The sequence below is a fragment of the Sulfitobacter sp. W027 genome (assembly GCF_025143985.1).
GTDB lineage: Bacteria > Pseudomonadota > Alphaproteobacteria > Rhodobacterales > Rhodobacteraceae > Sulfitobacter.
Genome location: NZ_CP083564.1, coordinates 79363 through 93732, shown reverse-complemented (window position 1 = coordinate 93732; position 14370 = coordinate 79363). Strand labels below are relative to the sequence as shown.

General features: G+C 57.6%; 12 protein-coding genes. 8 read left to right on the top strand and 4 right to left on the bottom strand.

The window, feature by feature from the left end; all coding sequences use genetic code 11:
- Positions 1 to 2: 2 nt before the first annotated feature.
- Genes mnmG through K3759_RS00405 form a run of 4 tightly spaced genes read left to right on the top strand, consistent with a single transcriptional unit; the run spans position 3 to position 4169 of the window.
- A complete protein-coding gene (mnmG, locus tag K3759_RS00420; RefSeq protein ID WP_259983574.1) occupies positions 3 to 1865 on the top strand; it encodes a tRNA uridine-5-carboxymethylaminomethyl(34) synthesis enzyme MnmG in 1863 nt (620 codons plus the stop codon).
- Positions 1862 to 2467 carry a 16S rRNA (guanine(527)-N(7))-methyltransferase RsmG gene (gene rsmG, locus K3759_RS00415; RefSeq protein WP_259983572.1) on the top strand — a complete coding sequence of 202 codons (606 nt, stop codon included), beginning with the start codon at positions 1862 to 1864 and terminating at the stop codon, positions 2465 to 2467. The genes mnmG and rsmG overlap by 4 nt, the downstream gene beginning before the upstream one ends.
- Positions 2460 to 3257 (top strand): ParA family protein, encoded by a 798-nt coding sequence (locus K3759_RS00410; protein WP_259983570.1) that lies wholly within the window; start codon positions 2460 to 2462, stop codon positions 3255 to 3257. Before rsmG ends, K3759_RS00410 begins: the two co-directional genes overlap by 8 nt.
- A 12-nt stretch (positions 3258 to 3269) precedes the next feature.
- A complete protein-coding gene (locus K3759_RS00405; RefSeq protein ID WP_259983568.1) occupies positions 3270 to 4169 on the top strand; it encodes a ParB/RepB/Spo0J family partition protein in 900 nt (299 codons plus the stop codon).
- Here the strand turns inward: K3759_RS00405 and hemW are convergent.
- The 3 genes from hemW to rph are packed head-to-tail and all read right to left on the bottom strand — an operon-like array spanning position 4166 to position 6634.
- On the bottom strand, positions 4166 to 5320 hold the full coding sequence (gene hemW / locus K3759_RS00400) for a radical SAM family heme chaperone HemW (protein ID WP_259983566.1): 1155 nt from the start codon (positions 5318 to 5320) through the stop codon (positions 4166 to 4168). The genes K3759_RS00405 and hemW overlap by 4 nt on opposite strands.
- Positions 5313 to 5924, bottom strand: a complete 612-nt coding sequence (rdgB, locus tag K3759_RS00395; protein ID WP_259983565.1) for an RdgB/HAM1 family non-canonical purine NTP pyrophosphatase — start codon at positions 5922 to 5924, stop codon at positions 5313 to 5315. Before rdgB ends, hemW begins: the two co-directional genes overlap by 8 nt.
- On the bottom strand, positions 5921 to 6634 hold the full coding sequence (rph, locus tag K3759_RS00390) for a ribonuclease PH (protein ID WP_259983563.1): 714 nt from the start codon (positions 6632 to 6634) through the stop codon (positions 5921 to 5923). The genes rdgB and rph overlap by 4 nt, the downstream gene beginning before the upstream one ends.
- 110 nt (positions 6635 to 6744) lie before the next feature.
- Between rph and hrcA the strand changes: the two genes are divergently transcribed.
- Together hrcA and K3759_RS00380 are read left to right on the top strand one after the other, a co-directional pair.
- Positions 6745 to 7809, top strand: a complete 1065-nt coding sequence (gene hrcA, locus K3759_RS00385; RefSeq protein WP_243261832.1) for a heat-inducible transcriptional repressor HrcA — start codon at positions 6745 to 6747, stop codon at positions 7807 to 7809.
- A 9-nt stretch (positions 7810 to 7818) separates the two neighbouring features.
- Entirely contained in the window at positions 7819 to 8382 is a 564-nt protein-coding gene (locus K3759_RS00380) for a nucleotide exchange factor GrpE (protein ID WP_259983561.1), read from the top strand.
- 30 nt (positions 8383 to 8412) lie between these two features.
- Here the strand turns inward: K3759_RS00380 and mutS are convergent, their stop codons facing one another.
- A complete protein-coding gene (gene mutS / locus K3759_RS00375) occupies positions 8413 to 11034 on the bottom strand; it encodes a DNA mismatch repair protein MutS (RefSeq protein ID WP_259985680.1) in 2622 nt (873 codons plus the stop codon).
- 193 nt (positions 11035 to 11227) lie between these two features.
- Here mutS and K3759_RS00370 point away from each other — a divergent pair, with 193 nt between their 5' ends.
- Together K3759_RS00370 and K3759_RS00365 are read left to right on the top strand one after the other, a co-directional pair.
- On the top strand, positions 11228 to 13486 hold the full coding sequence (locus K3759_RS00370; RefSeq protein WP_259983558.1) for an NADP-dependent malic enzyme: 2259 nt from the start codon (positions 11228 to 11230) through the stop codon (positions 13484 to 13486).
- Complete coding sequence (locus K3759_RS00365) at positions 13486 to 14361, top strand: ribokinase (RefSeq protein ID WP_259983556.1); 876 nt, start codon at positions 13486 to 13488, stop codon at positions 14359 to 14361. Before K3759_RS00370 ends, K3759_RS00365 begins: the two co-directional genes overlap by 1 nt.
- The last annotated feature ends 9 nt before the right edge of the window (positions 14362 to 14370 follow it).

The window sequence follows — 14370 nt, the reverse complement described above, 5'->3', positions numbered from 1 at the left end:
ACGTGAAACATTTTGATGTGATCGTGATTGGCGGTGGCCACGCTGGGGCCGAGGCGGCTCACGCGTCTGCTCGGATCGGCGCGCGCACGGCTCTCGTGACCATGAGCCGCGATGGTATCGGTGTGATGTCCTGTAATCCGGCCATCGGGGGGCTCGGAAAAGGGCACCTCGTTCGCGAGATCGACGCAATGGATGGCGTGATGGGTCGCGTCGCTGATAAGGCCGGTATCCAGTTCCGCCTTTTGAACCGACGGAAGGGCCCTGCGGTACAGGGTCCCCGCGCGCAGGCCGACCGAAAAATCTACCGCAGGGAAATGCTGGAGGAGATCGAGGCTCAAGAGAACCTTGAGATCATTGAGGGTGAAGTGGTTGACTTCGTTATGGTGGACGAGGCGGTTGCAGGGGTTCTGCTCGCCGATGGAGATACCGTGTCCGCCGCTTCGGTCGTTTTGACAACCGGCACCTTCTTACGTGGCGTGATACACATCGGTGACAAATCGCACGAAGGCGGTCGCATGGGCGACAGAGCATCGGTGAAATTAGCAGAGCGAATTGATTCTTTCAATCTTCCGATGGGCCGGCTTAAGACGGGTACACCCCCACGGTTGGATGGTCGGACCATCAACTGGGAGCTCTTGGAAGAGCAGCCGGGGGATGATGAACCTGTTCTGTTCTCCTTCCTGTCGAAATCGATTTCAGCGCCTCAAGTCGCCTGCGGGATCACCCATACAAACGCAGAAACCCATCAAATCATCCGTGATAACCTTGAGCGCTCTGCCATGTACGGCGGTCATATTGATGGTGTAGGACCTCGATATTGTCCGTCAATCGAAGATAAAGTTGTGCGCTTTGCCGATAAGGACTCGCATCAGGTTTTTCTGGAGCCTGAGGGGGCCGATGATTATACGATCTATCCTAACGGAATTTCGACCTCACTTCCTGCGGAGGTGCAGGAGGCCTATGTGCGGAGCATGGTCGGTTTAGAGAATGCCGTTATTCTTCAACCTGGCTACGCGATCGAGTATGACTACGTTGACCCGCGGGCGCTGTCTTCGACGTTGTCGGTTCGAACCATTCCAGGCCTGTACTTCGCCGGTCAGATTAACGGTACAACTGGATACGAGGAGGCCGCGGCACAGGGTCTCGTAGCCGGGCTAAACGCTGCCCTTTCCGCGCAGGGTAAAGCGAATGTCACCTTCGGGCGCTCTGATAGCTATATCGGGGTAATGATCGACGACCTTACGACGAGGGGGGTTACCGAACCCTATCGCATGTTCACCTCTCGGGCCGAATTCCGACTGTCGCTCCGCGCGGACAACGCTGACCAGCGTCTGACACCATTGGCTATTAAACTAGGCTGCGCATCTCGCAGTCGCGAAGATACCTTTGTGCAGAAGCAGGCGTCGTTGGATTCCGTCAAAGAACTTCTCACATCCAAGGAATATACCCCGAAGGAGCTTTCCTCCGTGGGCATCGCTGTTAATCAGGATGGATCTAAGCGGAACGGCATCCAAGTTCTAGCGTTTCCGGATGTCAAGTTTGAAGACCTGCTTCTACTTGACGAGCGCTTGGCCAGTACGCCTGCCGAGGTACGGCGGCAGGTTGAGCGTGATGCTCTCTACGCAACATACATCGCGCGACAGCAGAAAGAAATCGATCTGCTAAAGAAAGACGAGGACCTTCGGATACCTTTAGACTTCGATTTTACCTCACTTTCGGGCCTTTCAAATGAGTTGAAGACTAAAATATTCGCAGCCAGACCTGAAACAATGGCGCAGGCGGCTAGAATTGATGGAATGACTCCGGCCGCATTAACTTTGATCCTCGCCAGATTGAAGCGTGGGTCTGGGAAAAGATCCGCATGAACTCATTCGACGCAGAGAATGTTTCACGTGAAACATTTGAAAAGCTGAAGTGCTTCGCAGAACTGGTTGGTAAATGGAATCCCAAGATTAATTTGGTTTCCAAAGCTAGCGTGGACCAAATTTGGGAACGTCACATCCTCGATTCCGTACAGGTATTCCAACTTGCCACCGGAGGAGGCCACTGGGTTGATCTCGGCAGTGGCGGCGGGTTTCCAGGTATCGTAATTGGAATACTTAATCAGGAAAAGCAGAAATTTCGGGTAACATTAGTGGAAAGCGATCAACGCAAATGCGCATTCTTACGCACCGCGGTGCGCGAGTTGGCTTTGAGCACCGACGTATTAAATGAACGAATAGAGAAACTAGATAGCCAGCAGGCCGACGTTCTCTCGGCGCGGGCCTTAAGTGATCTTAACCAGCTTCTCGACTTTAGTAGTATGCATTTGAAACCCTATGGTACAGCGCTCTTTCCGAAGGGCCAGAATTGGCGCCAGGAAGACCAAGCCGCTCGGGAGCAATGGTCTTACCAATGCGAGGCGGTTATAAGTAAGACTAACCCCGCCGCAGCTATTCTGAAGATTAAGGATATTACACGTGTCTGACCTTTCTCGTCCGGCTGGACCGAAGATTATCGCTATTGCAAACCAAAAGGGCGGCGTGGGCAAGACCACAACAACGATCAACCTTGCTGCAGCTCTAGCTGAAGCGGGTAAACGGATCCTTGTCGTCGATCTAGACCCCCAAGGAAACGCGTCAACGGGTCTTGGGATCGAAGTTGAGGACCGGGAGTTCACAACCTATGACCTTTTGTTAGACGATATTGAGCCCCAAGATGTCATTCAACAAACCGAAACCAAAGGTTTGTTAATTGTCCCCGCGACCGTTGATCTAAGCTCCGCAGATATTGAACTCTTCTCAAACGAGAAGAGAAGCTTTCTCTTGCATGATGCGCTGCGGCAAACCCAAATGGATCAGTTTGAGCTCGACTATATCCTCATCGACTGCCCGCCTTCACTCAACCTACTTACGGTGAACGCGATGATCGCGGCGCATTCTATTCTTGTGCCGCTTCAGAGCGAATTTTTCGCTCTAGAAGGGCTGTCTCAGCTGATGCTGACAATCCGAGAGGTCCGGCAGAGTGGGAATAAAGACCTGAGGATAGAAGGCGTTTTGCTGACGATGTATGACAAGCGTAACAATCTGTCGCAACAGGTAGAGAATGATGCACGTGCAAATCTCGGGGAATTGGTTTTCCAGACGGTTATTCCGAGGAATGTCCGGGTGAGTGAGGCGCCGAGCTTCGCTATGCCTGTCTTAAGTTACGATCCAACGTCGAAAGGGGCAGTGGCTTACCGGGATTTGGCGGCTGAGCTTACGAGAAACAATGGTTAATAAGGTGGCAGTATGGCAGAGAAACAAGAGCGCAAACGGGGTCTTGGCCGGGGGCTTTCGGCGCTGATGGCTGATGTAGCAGAGACAGAGAGTGTGGCCGCCAAAGGGGCCGCGGCGGCGGAGCAATTCGTTCCGATCGAGCGGATTAAGCCGAATCCAGACCAGCCGCGGAAGCGTTTTGAACAGGAAAACCTTGACGATCTTGCGGCTTCGATCCGCGAGAAGGGGGTTATTCAGCCCCTGATCGTCCGGGCGATGAATGACGGGAACTTTGAAATTGTGGCGGGTGAGCGGCGCTGGCGCGCGTCGCAGATCGCCAAGGTGCACAGCCTCCCGGTTATCGTGCGTGAGTTTACCGATGTTGAAGTGCTCGAAGTCGCGATCATTGAGAACATCCAGCGCGCCGATCTCAACTCAGTCGAGGAAGCCGCCGGGTATCGGCAGCTGATGGATAAGTTCGGCCACACGCAAGAGAAGATGGCTGAAGCGCTTGGCAAAAGTCGGAGCCATATTGCAAACCTCTTGCGCCTTTTGAACCTACCTGAGCCAGTTCAGGAGATGGTGCGTCAGAATGAGTTGAGCGCAGGCCATGCGCGGGCGTTGATCCCTGCGAGAGACCCGATGAAACTGGCACAGCAAATCATCAAGGGTGGACTTTCCGTGCGAGCGACTGAGGCTTTGGTCAAGAGAGATCAGGCTGGAGAGCGCGGTAATATGGTAAATAAAGAGCGTCTCTCGCAGCGCTCAGAGAAGGATGCTGATACTCAGGCACTTGAGGGCGATCTATCGGCGAACCTTGGATTGAAGGTAGTTTTGGACCATAAACCCGGGCAAGAAGCAGGTAAGGTGACGCTACATTACACCTCCCTCGATCAGTTGGATGAGATCTGCCGCTTGCTTGGTGGGTCCTAAGGTAGAAGCGTTTCGATCACAGCGTTTAATACGATAACGCCCTGATCTGAAACGATTAATCTGCTGCCTTCGCGTGTCGCCATGCCGATATCCTGCAGATGATTGACAGCACCTTCGTCAATCTCATGCCCGGCAATGGCGGCGTAGCGGGCCAGATCAACGCCTTCTTTGAGGCGCAGGCCCATAAGAAGAAACTCCGTCGCCTGTTCGCTTCGGCTAATGGCCATGCGGGGCTTCTCTGCTTCGCCTTTGGCAACACCGTCAAGCCAACGCTGTGGATTGCTATAGGCGACGGTGGCCAGTTTTTGCCCCTCTAGCGTCAACCGACCATGTGCACCGGGGCCAATGCCAATGTAATCGCCATAGCGCCAATAGATCAGGTTGTGGCGAGATTGGGCACCATCGCGGGCGTGGTTTGACACCTCATAGGCGGGCATGCCCATGTCATTGCAAATGTCTTGTGTTAGCGTGAACATATCCGCGCCGAGGTCTTCGTCTGGTAAGCCGCGAAGTTTACCCAAGGCATAACGGTCCCCGAAGGCTGTGCCTTGCTCAATGGTAAGTTGATAGAGTGATATATGGTCTATCGCGAGGGACAGAGCCTGTTTTAGCTCGGCTTCCCATTGCGCAGCGGTCTGGTTTTGCCGCCCATAGATAAGGTCGAAACTAACCCTCTCGAAGGTATTGCGGGCGATATCAAAGGCCGTCATCGCCTCTTGGGCGGAGTGGAGGCGACCTAAGCGTTTGAGATCCGGATCGTTCAGCGCCTGAATTCCCATAGAGACACGTGAAACGCCAGCCTGACGATAGGCGGCGAAACGACCCGCTTCGACCGAACCGGGGTTGGCCTCTAGCGTGATTTCCAGATCATTCGCGGTGGGCCAGTGGCGACGGATGGCGGCGATGATGTCGGCCACGACATCGGGGTCCATCAAACTGGGCGTACCGCCGCCAAAAAAGACCGCGTTGAGGACGCGGCCCGGTGTTTCATCCGCAGCCCGTTGAAGTTCGGAAAGATAGGCATCACGCCAAGCTGCTTGGTCAATCTGGCGACTGACATGGCTGTTAAAATCGCAATAGGGGCACTTTGCCTCGCAAAATGGCCAGTGGATATAGAGGCCAAAGCCGCCCTGTTGCCAATCTTCAGCCAAAACAACCCGCAATCAACTTTGCAAAAGCATCGGCACGGTGGCTGATGCCGTTTTTCTGTTCTGAGTCCATCTCGGCGAATGTGATTTCATGTCCGTCAGGTTGGAACATCGGGTCATAGCCATGACCTTGTTCGCCACGCATGGGCCAAACCAAAGTGCCGTTGACCTTACCCGCAAAAACTTCGTCATGGCCATCGGGCCATGCCAGCACAAGCGTTGCGCAAAAGCGGGCGCGGCGCGGGTGGGGGGCGTTCTTTTCTTCGAGCAGGTTCCGCGTTTTGGTCATGGCCATGATGAAATCACGGCCATTCTCAGTCTCGGCCCAATCGGCGGTATATACGCCGGGGGCGTTGTCGAGCGCCTCGACCTCAATCCCGGAATCGTCGGCCAAGGCAGGCAAGCCCGTAGCCTTCGCGGCAGAGTGGGCTTTGATCCGTGCGTTGCCGACAAAGGTCGTTTCCGTTTCTTCCGGTTCGGGCAGGGACATCTCTGCCGCGCCGATGACCTCCACCCCATAAGGCGCGAAAAGCTGGCGCATTTCCTCCAGCTTGCCTGCGTTATGCGTGGCAATCAGAATGCGTTTTTCGGTAAACTGGCGCGTCATGCGGTGACCGATTTTTGGATCGTAGCCAGTTCGCCAACGCCTTTTTCGGCGAGATCCATCAGTTGGTTCATCTGGTCGCGGGTGTAGGTAGAGCCTTCGGCGCTCATTTGTACTTCGATCAGCTTGCCGGAGCCTGTCATGATAAAGTTGCCGTCGACGCCTGCTTCAGAATCCTCGGGGTAGTCAAGATCAAGAACCGGCTGGCCTGCGTAGATACCGCAGCTAACCGCGGCGACCGGGTCTACCAGTGGATCAGAGATCACATCGCCTGCTTTCATCAATTTATTCACGGCTAGGCGCAGGGCAATCCAACCACCGGTGATCGACGCGCAGCGGGTGCCGCCGTCGGCTTGCAATACGTCACAATCGACGGTGATCTGACGCTCGCCCAAGGCAGAGCGGTCCACACCGGCGCGCAAAGCGCGGCCAATCAGGCGCTGGATTTCGACCGTGCGGCCCCCTTGCTTGCCGGAGGCCGCCTCACGACGCATCCGCGTGTTGGTGGCACGGGGCAGCATGCCGTACTCTGCAGTGACCCAACCCAGACCGGAGCCTTTGATAAAGGGCGGCACACGGTCCTCGATGGTTGCGGTGCAGAGCACATGGGTATCGCCCATTTTGATCAGGGCCGACCCTTCCGCATGTTTGGTGAAACCTGTCTCGATCGAGACGGCGCGCATTTCATCGAGTTTCCGGCCAGAGGGACGCATGACATATCCTTTTTGATGTTGCCCGGGGATACCGCCCCACGAGGCTTTGATGCAACCCCGATTGACGTTTGCCCAGCTTGTACCTTTATTGGGTAAGAGAGCGAGCACCGATGAAAAACACGCCAGAATTGCTGAAAGACATGAATGACCGATCCCGCGAAGTGTTTCGCCGGGTGGTCGAAGGCTATCTGGAAAGCGGCGACCCGGTGGGATCGCGCACGCTGACCCGCGACTTTAGCGAAAAGGTCTCTGCCGCGACGATCCGGAATGTGATGCAGGATCTCGAATATCTGGGACTGTTGGATAGCCCGCATGTCTCTGCCGGGCGGATACCGACGCAGCTGGGTTTGCGGATGTTTGTCGATGGCATGATCGAGATCGGCGATCCGACAGAGTTGGACCGCGAGAAGATTGACGCCACGTTGGGGAACAACTCCTCCGATGTGGGCGGGCTGCTGGACCGGATTGGCTCGGCCTTGTCTGGTGTGACCCATGGGGCTTCGCTTGTGCTGACGCCCAAGCATGAGGCGCCGATCAAACATATTGAGTTTGTCTCTCTGTCGCCCGATAGGGCATTGGTCGTGCTGGTTTTCTCTGACGGTCACGTGGAAAACCGGTTGTTTACCCCGCCACCGGGCCAAACCCCAAGTTCGATGCGCGAAGCTGCGAATTTCCTGAACGCTTTTGTTGAGGGAAAAACGATCAGTGAACTGCATCAAAGCATCAAGCAAGAGATCGCCAAACGGCGTCAGGAGATCGACGTGCTGGCGCAGCAGTTGGTCGAAAGCGGCGCTGTGCTTTGGCAGGGCGAGGGGGAGCATGCAGAGCGTCTGATCGTGCGCGGGCGGTCAAATTTGCTGAACAAGGAAGGCGAAGCCGAAGACCTTGAACGTATCCGCAGCCTCTTTGATGACCTTGAGCGCAAGCGGGACATCGCCGAATTCCTTGAACTGGCCGAGGATGGGGACGGTGTGCGCATTTTTATCGGCTCCGAAAACAAACTTTTCTCACTTTCGGGTTCCTCTCTGGTCGTTTCCCCTTATATGAACGCTGATCGTAAGGTGATCGGCGCCGTGGGTGTCATTGGCCCGACACGCTTAAATTATGGACGTATCGTGCCGATTGTGAATTACACGGCACAACTGGTGGGAAAGCTGATTTCCGACCGGAACTAGAGGTGGAACATGGCAGAGCCGAAAGAAAACGACTTTTTGGACGAGATCGACAGCGCCGAAGCTGAAGAATACGCCGAAGACATGGCCGAGATTGACGAAGAAGCCCTCGCGGTGGAGGAGTTGCGCGCCGAGCGTGACCAGTACCGCGACCGTTTCATGCGCGCATTAGCCGATGCCGAGAACGCGCGCAAACGCTCGGATAAAGACCGCCGTGAGGCTGAGAACTATGGCGGCTCCAAGCTCGCCCGGGACATGCTGCCGGTTTACGACAACATGAAACGCGCCTTGGATACCACAACCGACGAACAGCGCGAGGCTTTTGGCCCCTTGCTTGAGGGTATCCAGTTGACGATGCGCGAACTGCTCAGCGTCTTCAAAAAGCACGGCATCGAAGTGATCGCACCTGAGGTGGGTGACAAATTTGATCCCAAGCACCACGAAGCGATGTTCGAAGCCCCGGTGCCGGGCACCGTTGCGGGCGAGATCATTCAGGTCGCCGCCGAAGGTTTCATGCTGCACGACCGTTTGCTGCGTCCCGCGCAGGTCGGGGTGTCTTCGACCCCCGCGAGCTAAGTGCCAATCAGATATCTTTGAAAGAGGCGGTCAGGATTTGGCCGCCTCTTTTAGTTTGTAGATCAGTTCAAGCGCTTCACGAGGGGAGATTTCATCAGGGATGATCTCTTTCAGCTTTTCCTCGACCGCCGAGGTTTTTGCAGGCTTTGGCTGTGGGGTCGGGCTGACAGCGAAAAGCGGTAGATCGTCGATCAGGGTCTTTTGCGTCGCGCCGCCCTCGCGTTCGCCTTTTTCCAAGGCTTCCAGAACCACGCGGGCGCGGGCGATTACCGATGCGGGCAAGCCCGCCAGTTGCGCGACCTGCACCCCGTAAGACCGATCCGCCGCCCCTTTGCGCACCTCGTGGAGGAAGACGACCTCGCCCTCCCATTCCTTAACCGCCACCGTGGCGTTATCGACGCCGGGCAGCTTGCCTGCCAGCGCCGTCATTTCGTGGTAATGGGTGGCAAAAAGCGCGCGAGCGCGGTTCACGTCATGCAGATGTTCCAGCGTGGCCCATGCAATTGACAAGCCGTCATAGGTGGCTGTGCCGCGCCCAATCTCATCAAGGATCACCAGCGCGCGGTCGTCGGCCTGGTTCAAGATCGCCGCGGTTTCGACCATTTCAACCATAAAGGTCGAGCGGCCCCGCGCCAGATCGTCCGAAGCGCCGACGCGGCTGAAAAGCTGGCTTACGATGCCGATATGGGCCGAGCTTGCGGGCACAAAGCTGCCCATCTGCGCCATCAGCGCGATAAGTGCATTCTGTCGCAGGAAGGTCGATTTACCTGCCATGTTAGGGCCGGTCAGAAGCCAGATGTTCGCCGCCTCGCCATCAGCGCTAAGGTCGCAGTCATTGGCGATGAAAGGCTCGCCGGATTGTTGCGCTAATGCGCGTTCCACGACCGGATGCCGCCCGCCTTCGATCTCGAAGGCGCGGCTCATGTCGACGCGAGGGCGGGCCCAGTTTTCGCTGCGGGCAAGATCGGCCAAGCCTGCGGCCAGATCTACCTCGGCCAGACCGGCGGAGGCTTGGCCAATCTCTGCCGCATGGTCCAAAATCGCACTCCGTAAGTTCTCGTAGAGACGTTTCTCGATCTCCTGCGCATGATTGCCGGCGTTGAGGATTTTGGTCTCCAACTCAGACAGTTCGACGGTGGTAAAGCGCACCTGGTTCGCCGTTGTCTGACGGTGGATGAATGTTTCCGACAGGGGCGGCGAAAGCATCCTTTCCGCATGGGTGGCGGTGCATTCGATGAAATAGCCCAGGACGTTGTTATGCTTGATCTTCAGCGACGAAATCCCCGTGTCAGAGACGAATTGCTGCTGCATGCCCGCGATCACGCCGCGCCCTTCGTGTCGCAGTTCTCGCGCGGCGTCGAGGTCAGCGTCATAGCCGGGTGCGATAAAGCCGCCGTCGCGTACCATCAGGGGTGGTTCGGCAACCAAGGCGTGATCCAACAGGTCAATGAGGTCGCCATGACCCTGTAGCCCTTCGGCGGCCTCACTTAGTAATTCCGGCAGATCCTGTTGGGTTAGGGTCTGATGCAAGGCCTCCGCTTCGATCAACCCGTTGCGGATTGCGGCAAGGTCGCGCGGGCCGCCCCGGTCCAACGACAGGCGCGAGAGCGCCCGGTCGAGATCTGGCACATTGCGCAGCCGTTGCCGGATGTCCTGTGCCATGCGGGCATTGTCATAGGCAAAGCTCACCGCATCGGCGCGGGCGGTGACCACATCGACCACCCGAGAGGGGCTTGAGATCCGCCGCTCCAACAGCCGCGCGCCCCCGGCCGTCGCGGTATTGTCCATGATCGACAGCAATGACCCGGCGCGACCGCCGTTAAGCGAATGTGTCAATTCCAGATTGCGTCGGGTCGCCGCATCGATCTGAACGGTACGGGCTTCGGCCTCTTTCTGTGGGGGGCGCAGAAGGGGTAGATTGCCACGTTGTGTAATAGTGAGGTATTCTATTACCGCTCCCATCGCGGAGACCTCGGCGCGGGTGAAGGTGCCGAATGCTTCCAATGTCGCGATATCGAAAAGGTCACAGACCCGCTTTTCCGCACTGGTGCTGTCAAAGGCTGAGCGGGCCAAGCCGGTCAGCGCGATCCCGAAATCAGAGACGACCTCGTGCAATTCGCTCTCTTTCGCTTCGGATACGATCAACTCAGACGGCGACAGCCGCGCGAGTTCTGGCCCAAGACGCACCTGCGCCAGTGGCATCACGTGAAACGCACCGGTAGAGATATCGACCCAGGCCATCGCGCAAGCATCCCGCACCTCGGCAAAGGCGGCGAGGTAGTTATGGCGGCGCGCTTCCAACAGGCTCTCTTCGGTCAGCGTACCGGGTGTGACCAGCCGCACCACATCGCGTTTCACGACCGATTTATAACCGCGCTTCTTGGCCTCCGCCGGGCTTTCCATCTGTTCGCAGACAGCCACCCGAAACCCTTTGCGGATCAGGGTCAGCAGATAGCCCTCGGCAGCATGGACCGGCACGCCGCACATGGCGATGTCTTTGCCCTGATGCTTGCCGCGTTTGGTCAGCGCAATGTCGAGCGCTTCGGCGGCGGCAACGGCATCGTCAAAGAACATCTCATAAAAGTCGCCCATGCGGTAGAACAGCAGCGCATCCGCGTGGTCCGCTTTAAGCTCGAGATATTGCGCCATCATTGGCGTTACTTTTTCTGTCTGCACGGCTGCCCCCTGTTGCAGCGCGGACCCTACAAAACCCCCCGGCGCAGCGAAAGGGGGGTGCAGCGCCTTGGGCGGTCTTTATCGAGCGATTTGGCCTGACGTGGGGCACGCGTTGTGCTGAACTCTGATCGTGGCTAAGAAGTTCTTAAAGCAGAAAAAGGGTAATGTCGTGACGAGAAAGAACCGTATCACCTCTGAAGAGGCGCTTGCCTTTCACCTCGAACCGACGCCCGGCAAGTTCGAGATCTCGGCCACCGTGCCAATGACCACCCAGCGGGACCTCAGCCTTGCCTATTCCCCCGGTGTGGCAGTCCCCTGTGAGGCGATCGCGGCGAACCCCGAAACGGCTTATGACTATACCAACAAGGGCAATCTGGTCGCCGTGATCTCCAACGGGACGGCGGTGCTGGGGCTGGGGAACTTGGGCGCACTGGCCTCCAAGCCGGTGATGGAGGGCAAGGCGGTGCTGTTCAAACGCTTTGCCGATGTGAACTCTATCGATATTGAGCTTGATACCGAAGACACCGAAGCCTTTATCAATGCCTGCAAATTGATGGGTCCGACCTTTGGCGGGATCAACCTCGAGGATATCAAGGCGCCTGAGTGTTTCATCATTGAGCAGCGGCTCAAGGAAGAGATGGATATTCCCGTCTTTCATGACGATCAACACGGCACGGCGGTGATCTGCGCAGCGGGTCTGATCAACGCGCTGCACCTGTCGGGCAAAAAGATCGAGGACGTGCGGATCGTGCTGAATGGCGCGGGTGCTGCTGGGATCGCCTGTCTGGAACTGCTTAAGGCCATGGGCGCGAAACACGACAACTGCATCATGTGCGACACCAAGGGCGTGATCTATCAAGGCCGTTCCGAGGGTATGAACCAGTGGAAATCGGCCCACGCTGCCAATACCGAGCTGCGCAGCCTCGCAGAGGCGATGAAGGGTGCGGATGTCTTCCTTGGCGTTTCGGTCAAGGGGGCTGTGACGCCGGACATGGTGGCCTCTATGGCCGATAACCCGGTGATCTTTGCCATGGCGAACCCCGACCCCGAGATCACGCCCGAAGAGGCGCATGAGGTTCGGATGGATGCCATCGTCGCCACTGGGCGTTCGGACTACCCGAACCAAGTCAACAACGTGCTGGGCTTCCCCTATCTCTTCCGCGGGGCGCTGGATATTCACGCCCGCGCCATCAACGACGAGATGAAGATCGCCTGTGCGCACGCCTTGGCCCAATTGGCACGTGAGGATGTGCCGGACGAGGTTGCACTGGCCTATGGCAAGACCCTGACCTTCGGTCGCGATTACATCATCCCGACGCCTTTCGACCCGCGCTTGATCCACCGGATCCCACCTGCCGTGGCAAAAGCGGGAATGGACACCGGGGCCGCGCGCCGTCCGATCATCGACATGGACGCCTATGAATTGGGTCTGAAATCGCGGATGGACCCGACTGCCAGCATTCTGCGCGGCATCAATGCGCGGGCTCGGGCGAACCAAGCACGGATGATCTTCGCCGAAGGCGATGATCCAAAGGTGCTGCGCGCGGCGGTCATGTACCAGCGCGCCGGACTGGGGAAAGCCTTGGTCGTGGGGCGCGAGGACGACGTGCGCGCCAAGCTGGAAGCCAGCGGCATGGAAGATGCAGTGCGCGAGTTGGAGGTGGTGAACGCTGCCAATACGCAGCATTTGGAAACATACAAAGATTTCCTTTATGGCCGTCTGCAGCGCAAAGGGTTTGACCGCAAAGACATCCACCGCCTCGCCTCGCGTGATCGCCACGTCTTCGCGGCGCTGATGCTGGCGCATGGGCATGGCGACGGTCTGGTCACCGGGGCCACGCGCAAATCGGCGCATGTTTTGGAACGGTTGAACCATGTCTTTGAGGCCAATGCCGAAGCCGGTGCAGCGGGCATCACGGCGCTGCTGCATAAGGGGCGGATCGTCTTTATTGCCGATACGCTGGTGCACGAATGGCCTGACGAAAACGATCTGGCTAATATTGCTGAAAGCGGTGCCCGCGTAGCGCGACATCTGGGGCTAGAGCCGCGGGTGGCCTTTGTCAGTTTCTCGACCTTTGGCTACCCCGTCTCGGAGCGCGCCGAAAAGATGCACCTCGCGCCTGAAGTGCTTGACCAGCGCGGCGTCGATTTCGAATACGAGGGCGAGATGACCGTCGACGTGGCGCTGAACGCGGCGAGCCAAGCGAACTACCCGTTCTCACGGCTGACGGGGCCTGCCAACATCCTCGTGGTGCCGGCGCGACATTCGGCCAGTATCTCGGTCAAGCTGATGCAGGAAATGGCGGGGGCGACGGTGATCGGGCCGATTTTGACCGGTCTCGATAAGTCGATCCAGATTTGTTCCTCGAACTCCACCGCGAATGACATCCTCAACATGGCCATTCTCGCGGCCTGCAAGGTGGGCTGATGATCTGGAATCTCGGCTCTATCAACGCGGACAACTTCTATCTGCTGCCCCATCTGCCGGGGCCGGGAGAGACCGTTTCGGCCCGGGATTTTCGGCAAGGGCTGGGCGGTAAGGGGGCCAATATGTCGGTTGCCGCCGCCCGCGCCGGGACGCGGGTGATGCATGTCGGCGCGCTGGGGGCCGATGGCGGTTGGGCGCTGGAAAGGCTTTTGGAATACGGGGTCGAGACGGCGCATATCACCTTGATGGAGGGGGTCACCGGTCACGCCAATATCGCCGTTGATCTTGAGGGCGAGAACAACATCGTCATCTTCCCCGGCACCAATCACGAAATCACCGATGAGATGATCGGCGCGGCGCTGAGCGAGGCCTCCTCCGGCGACTGGCTGTTGATGCAGAACGAAACCAACGGCCAGCGGTTCGCGGCGCAAACGGCCAAGACCTTGGGCCTGCGGCTGGCCTATGCAGCCGCCCCCTTTGACGCAGAGGCGGTAAAAGCGATCCTCGACAGGATTGACCTGTTGGTGCTGAACGAGGTTGAAGCAGCACAGCTTCGCGCCGCGACGGGGGGTGAACTCCGCCAACTGCCCGTCGATGACATCGTGGTCACATTGGGCGCGGGGGGCTGTGAATGGGTCTCTAACAAAGCGCATCGGGTTGAAAGCTATCCGGCCTATCAGGTCGATGTGGTAGATACGACCGGGGCGGGGGATACTTTTACCGGCTATCTGGTCGCCGGTCTGGACCGGGGCATGACCATGCCGCATGCGATCGATCTGGCCATGCGGGCCGGTGCGCTGATGGTCACGCGCCATGGTACAGCAGATGTGATCCCCGACCTGAAAGAGATCAGGGACCACGATTTTCGCATCTAAGCCATAGGT

Bases quoted from the DNA above. Each gene is read 5' to 3' on its own strand.
- rsmG (WP_259983572.1), top strand. From the start codon at position 1,862: ATGAACTCATTCGACGCAGAGAATGTTTCACGTGAAACATTTGAAAAG.
- hrcA (WP_243261832.1), top strand. From the start codon at position 6,745: ATGAAAAACACGCCAGAATTGCTGAAAGACATGAATGACCGATCCCGC.
- K3759_RS00380 (WP_259983561.1), top strand. From the start codon at position 7,819: ATGGCAGAGCCGAAAGAAAACGACTTTTTGGACGAGATCGACAGCGCC.
- rdgB (WP_259983565.1), bottom strand. From the start codon at position 5,924: ATGACGCGCCAGTTTACCGAAAAACGCATTCTGATTGCCACGCATAAC.
- mutS (WP_259985680.1), bottom strand. From the start codon at position 11,034: ATGATGGCGCAATATCTCGAGCTTAAAGCGGACCACGCGGATGCGCTG.
- K3759_RS00405 (WP_259983568.1), top strand. From the start codon at position 3,270: ATGGCAGAGAAACAAGAGCGCAAACGGGGTCTTGGCCGGGGGCTTTCG.
- rph (WP_259983563.1), bottom strand. From the start codon at position 6,634: ATGCGTCCCTCTGGCCGGAAACTCGATGAAATGCGCGCCGTCTCGATC.
- K3759_RS00365 (WP_259983556.1), top strand. From the start codon at position 13,486: ATGATCTGGAATCTCGGCTCTATCAACGCGGACAACTTCTATCTGCTG.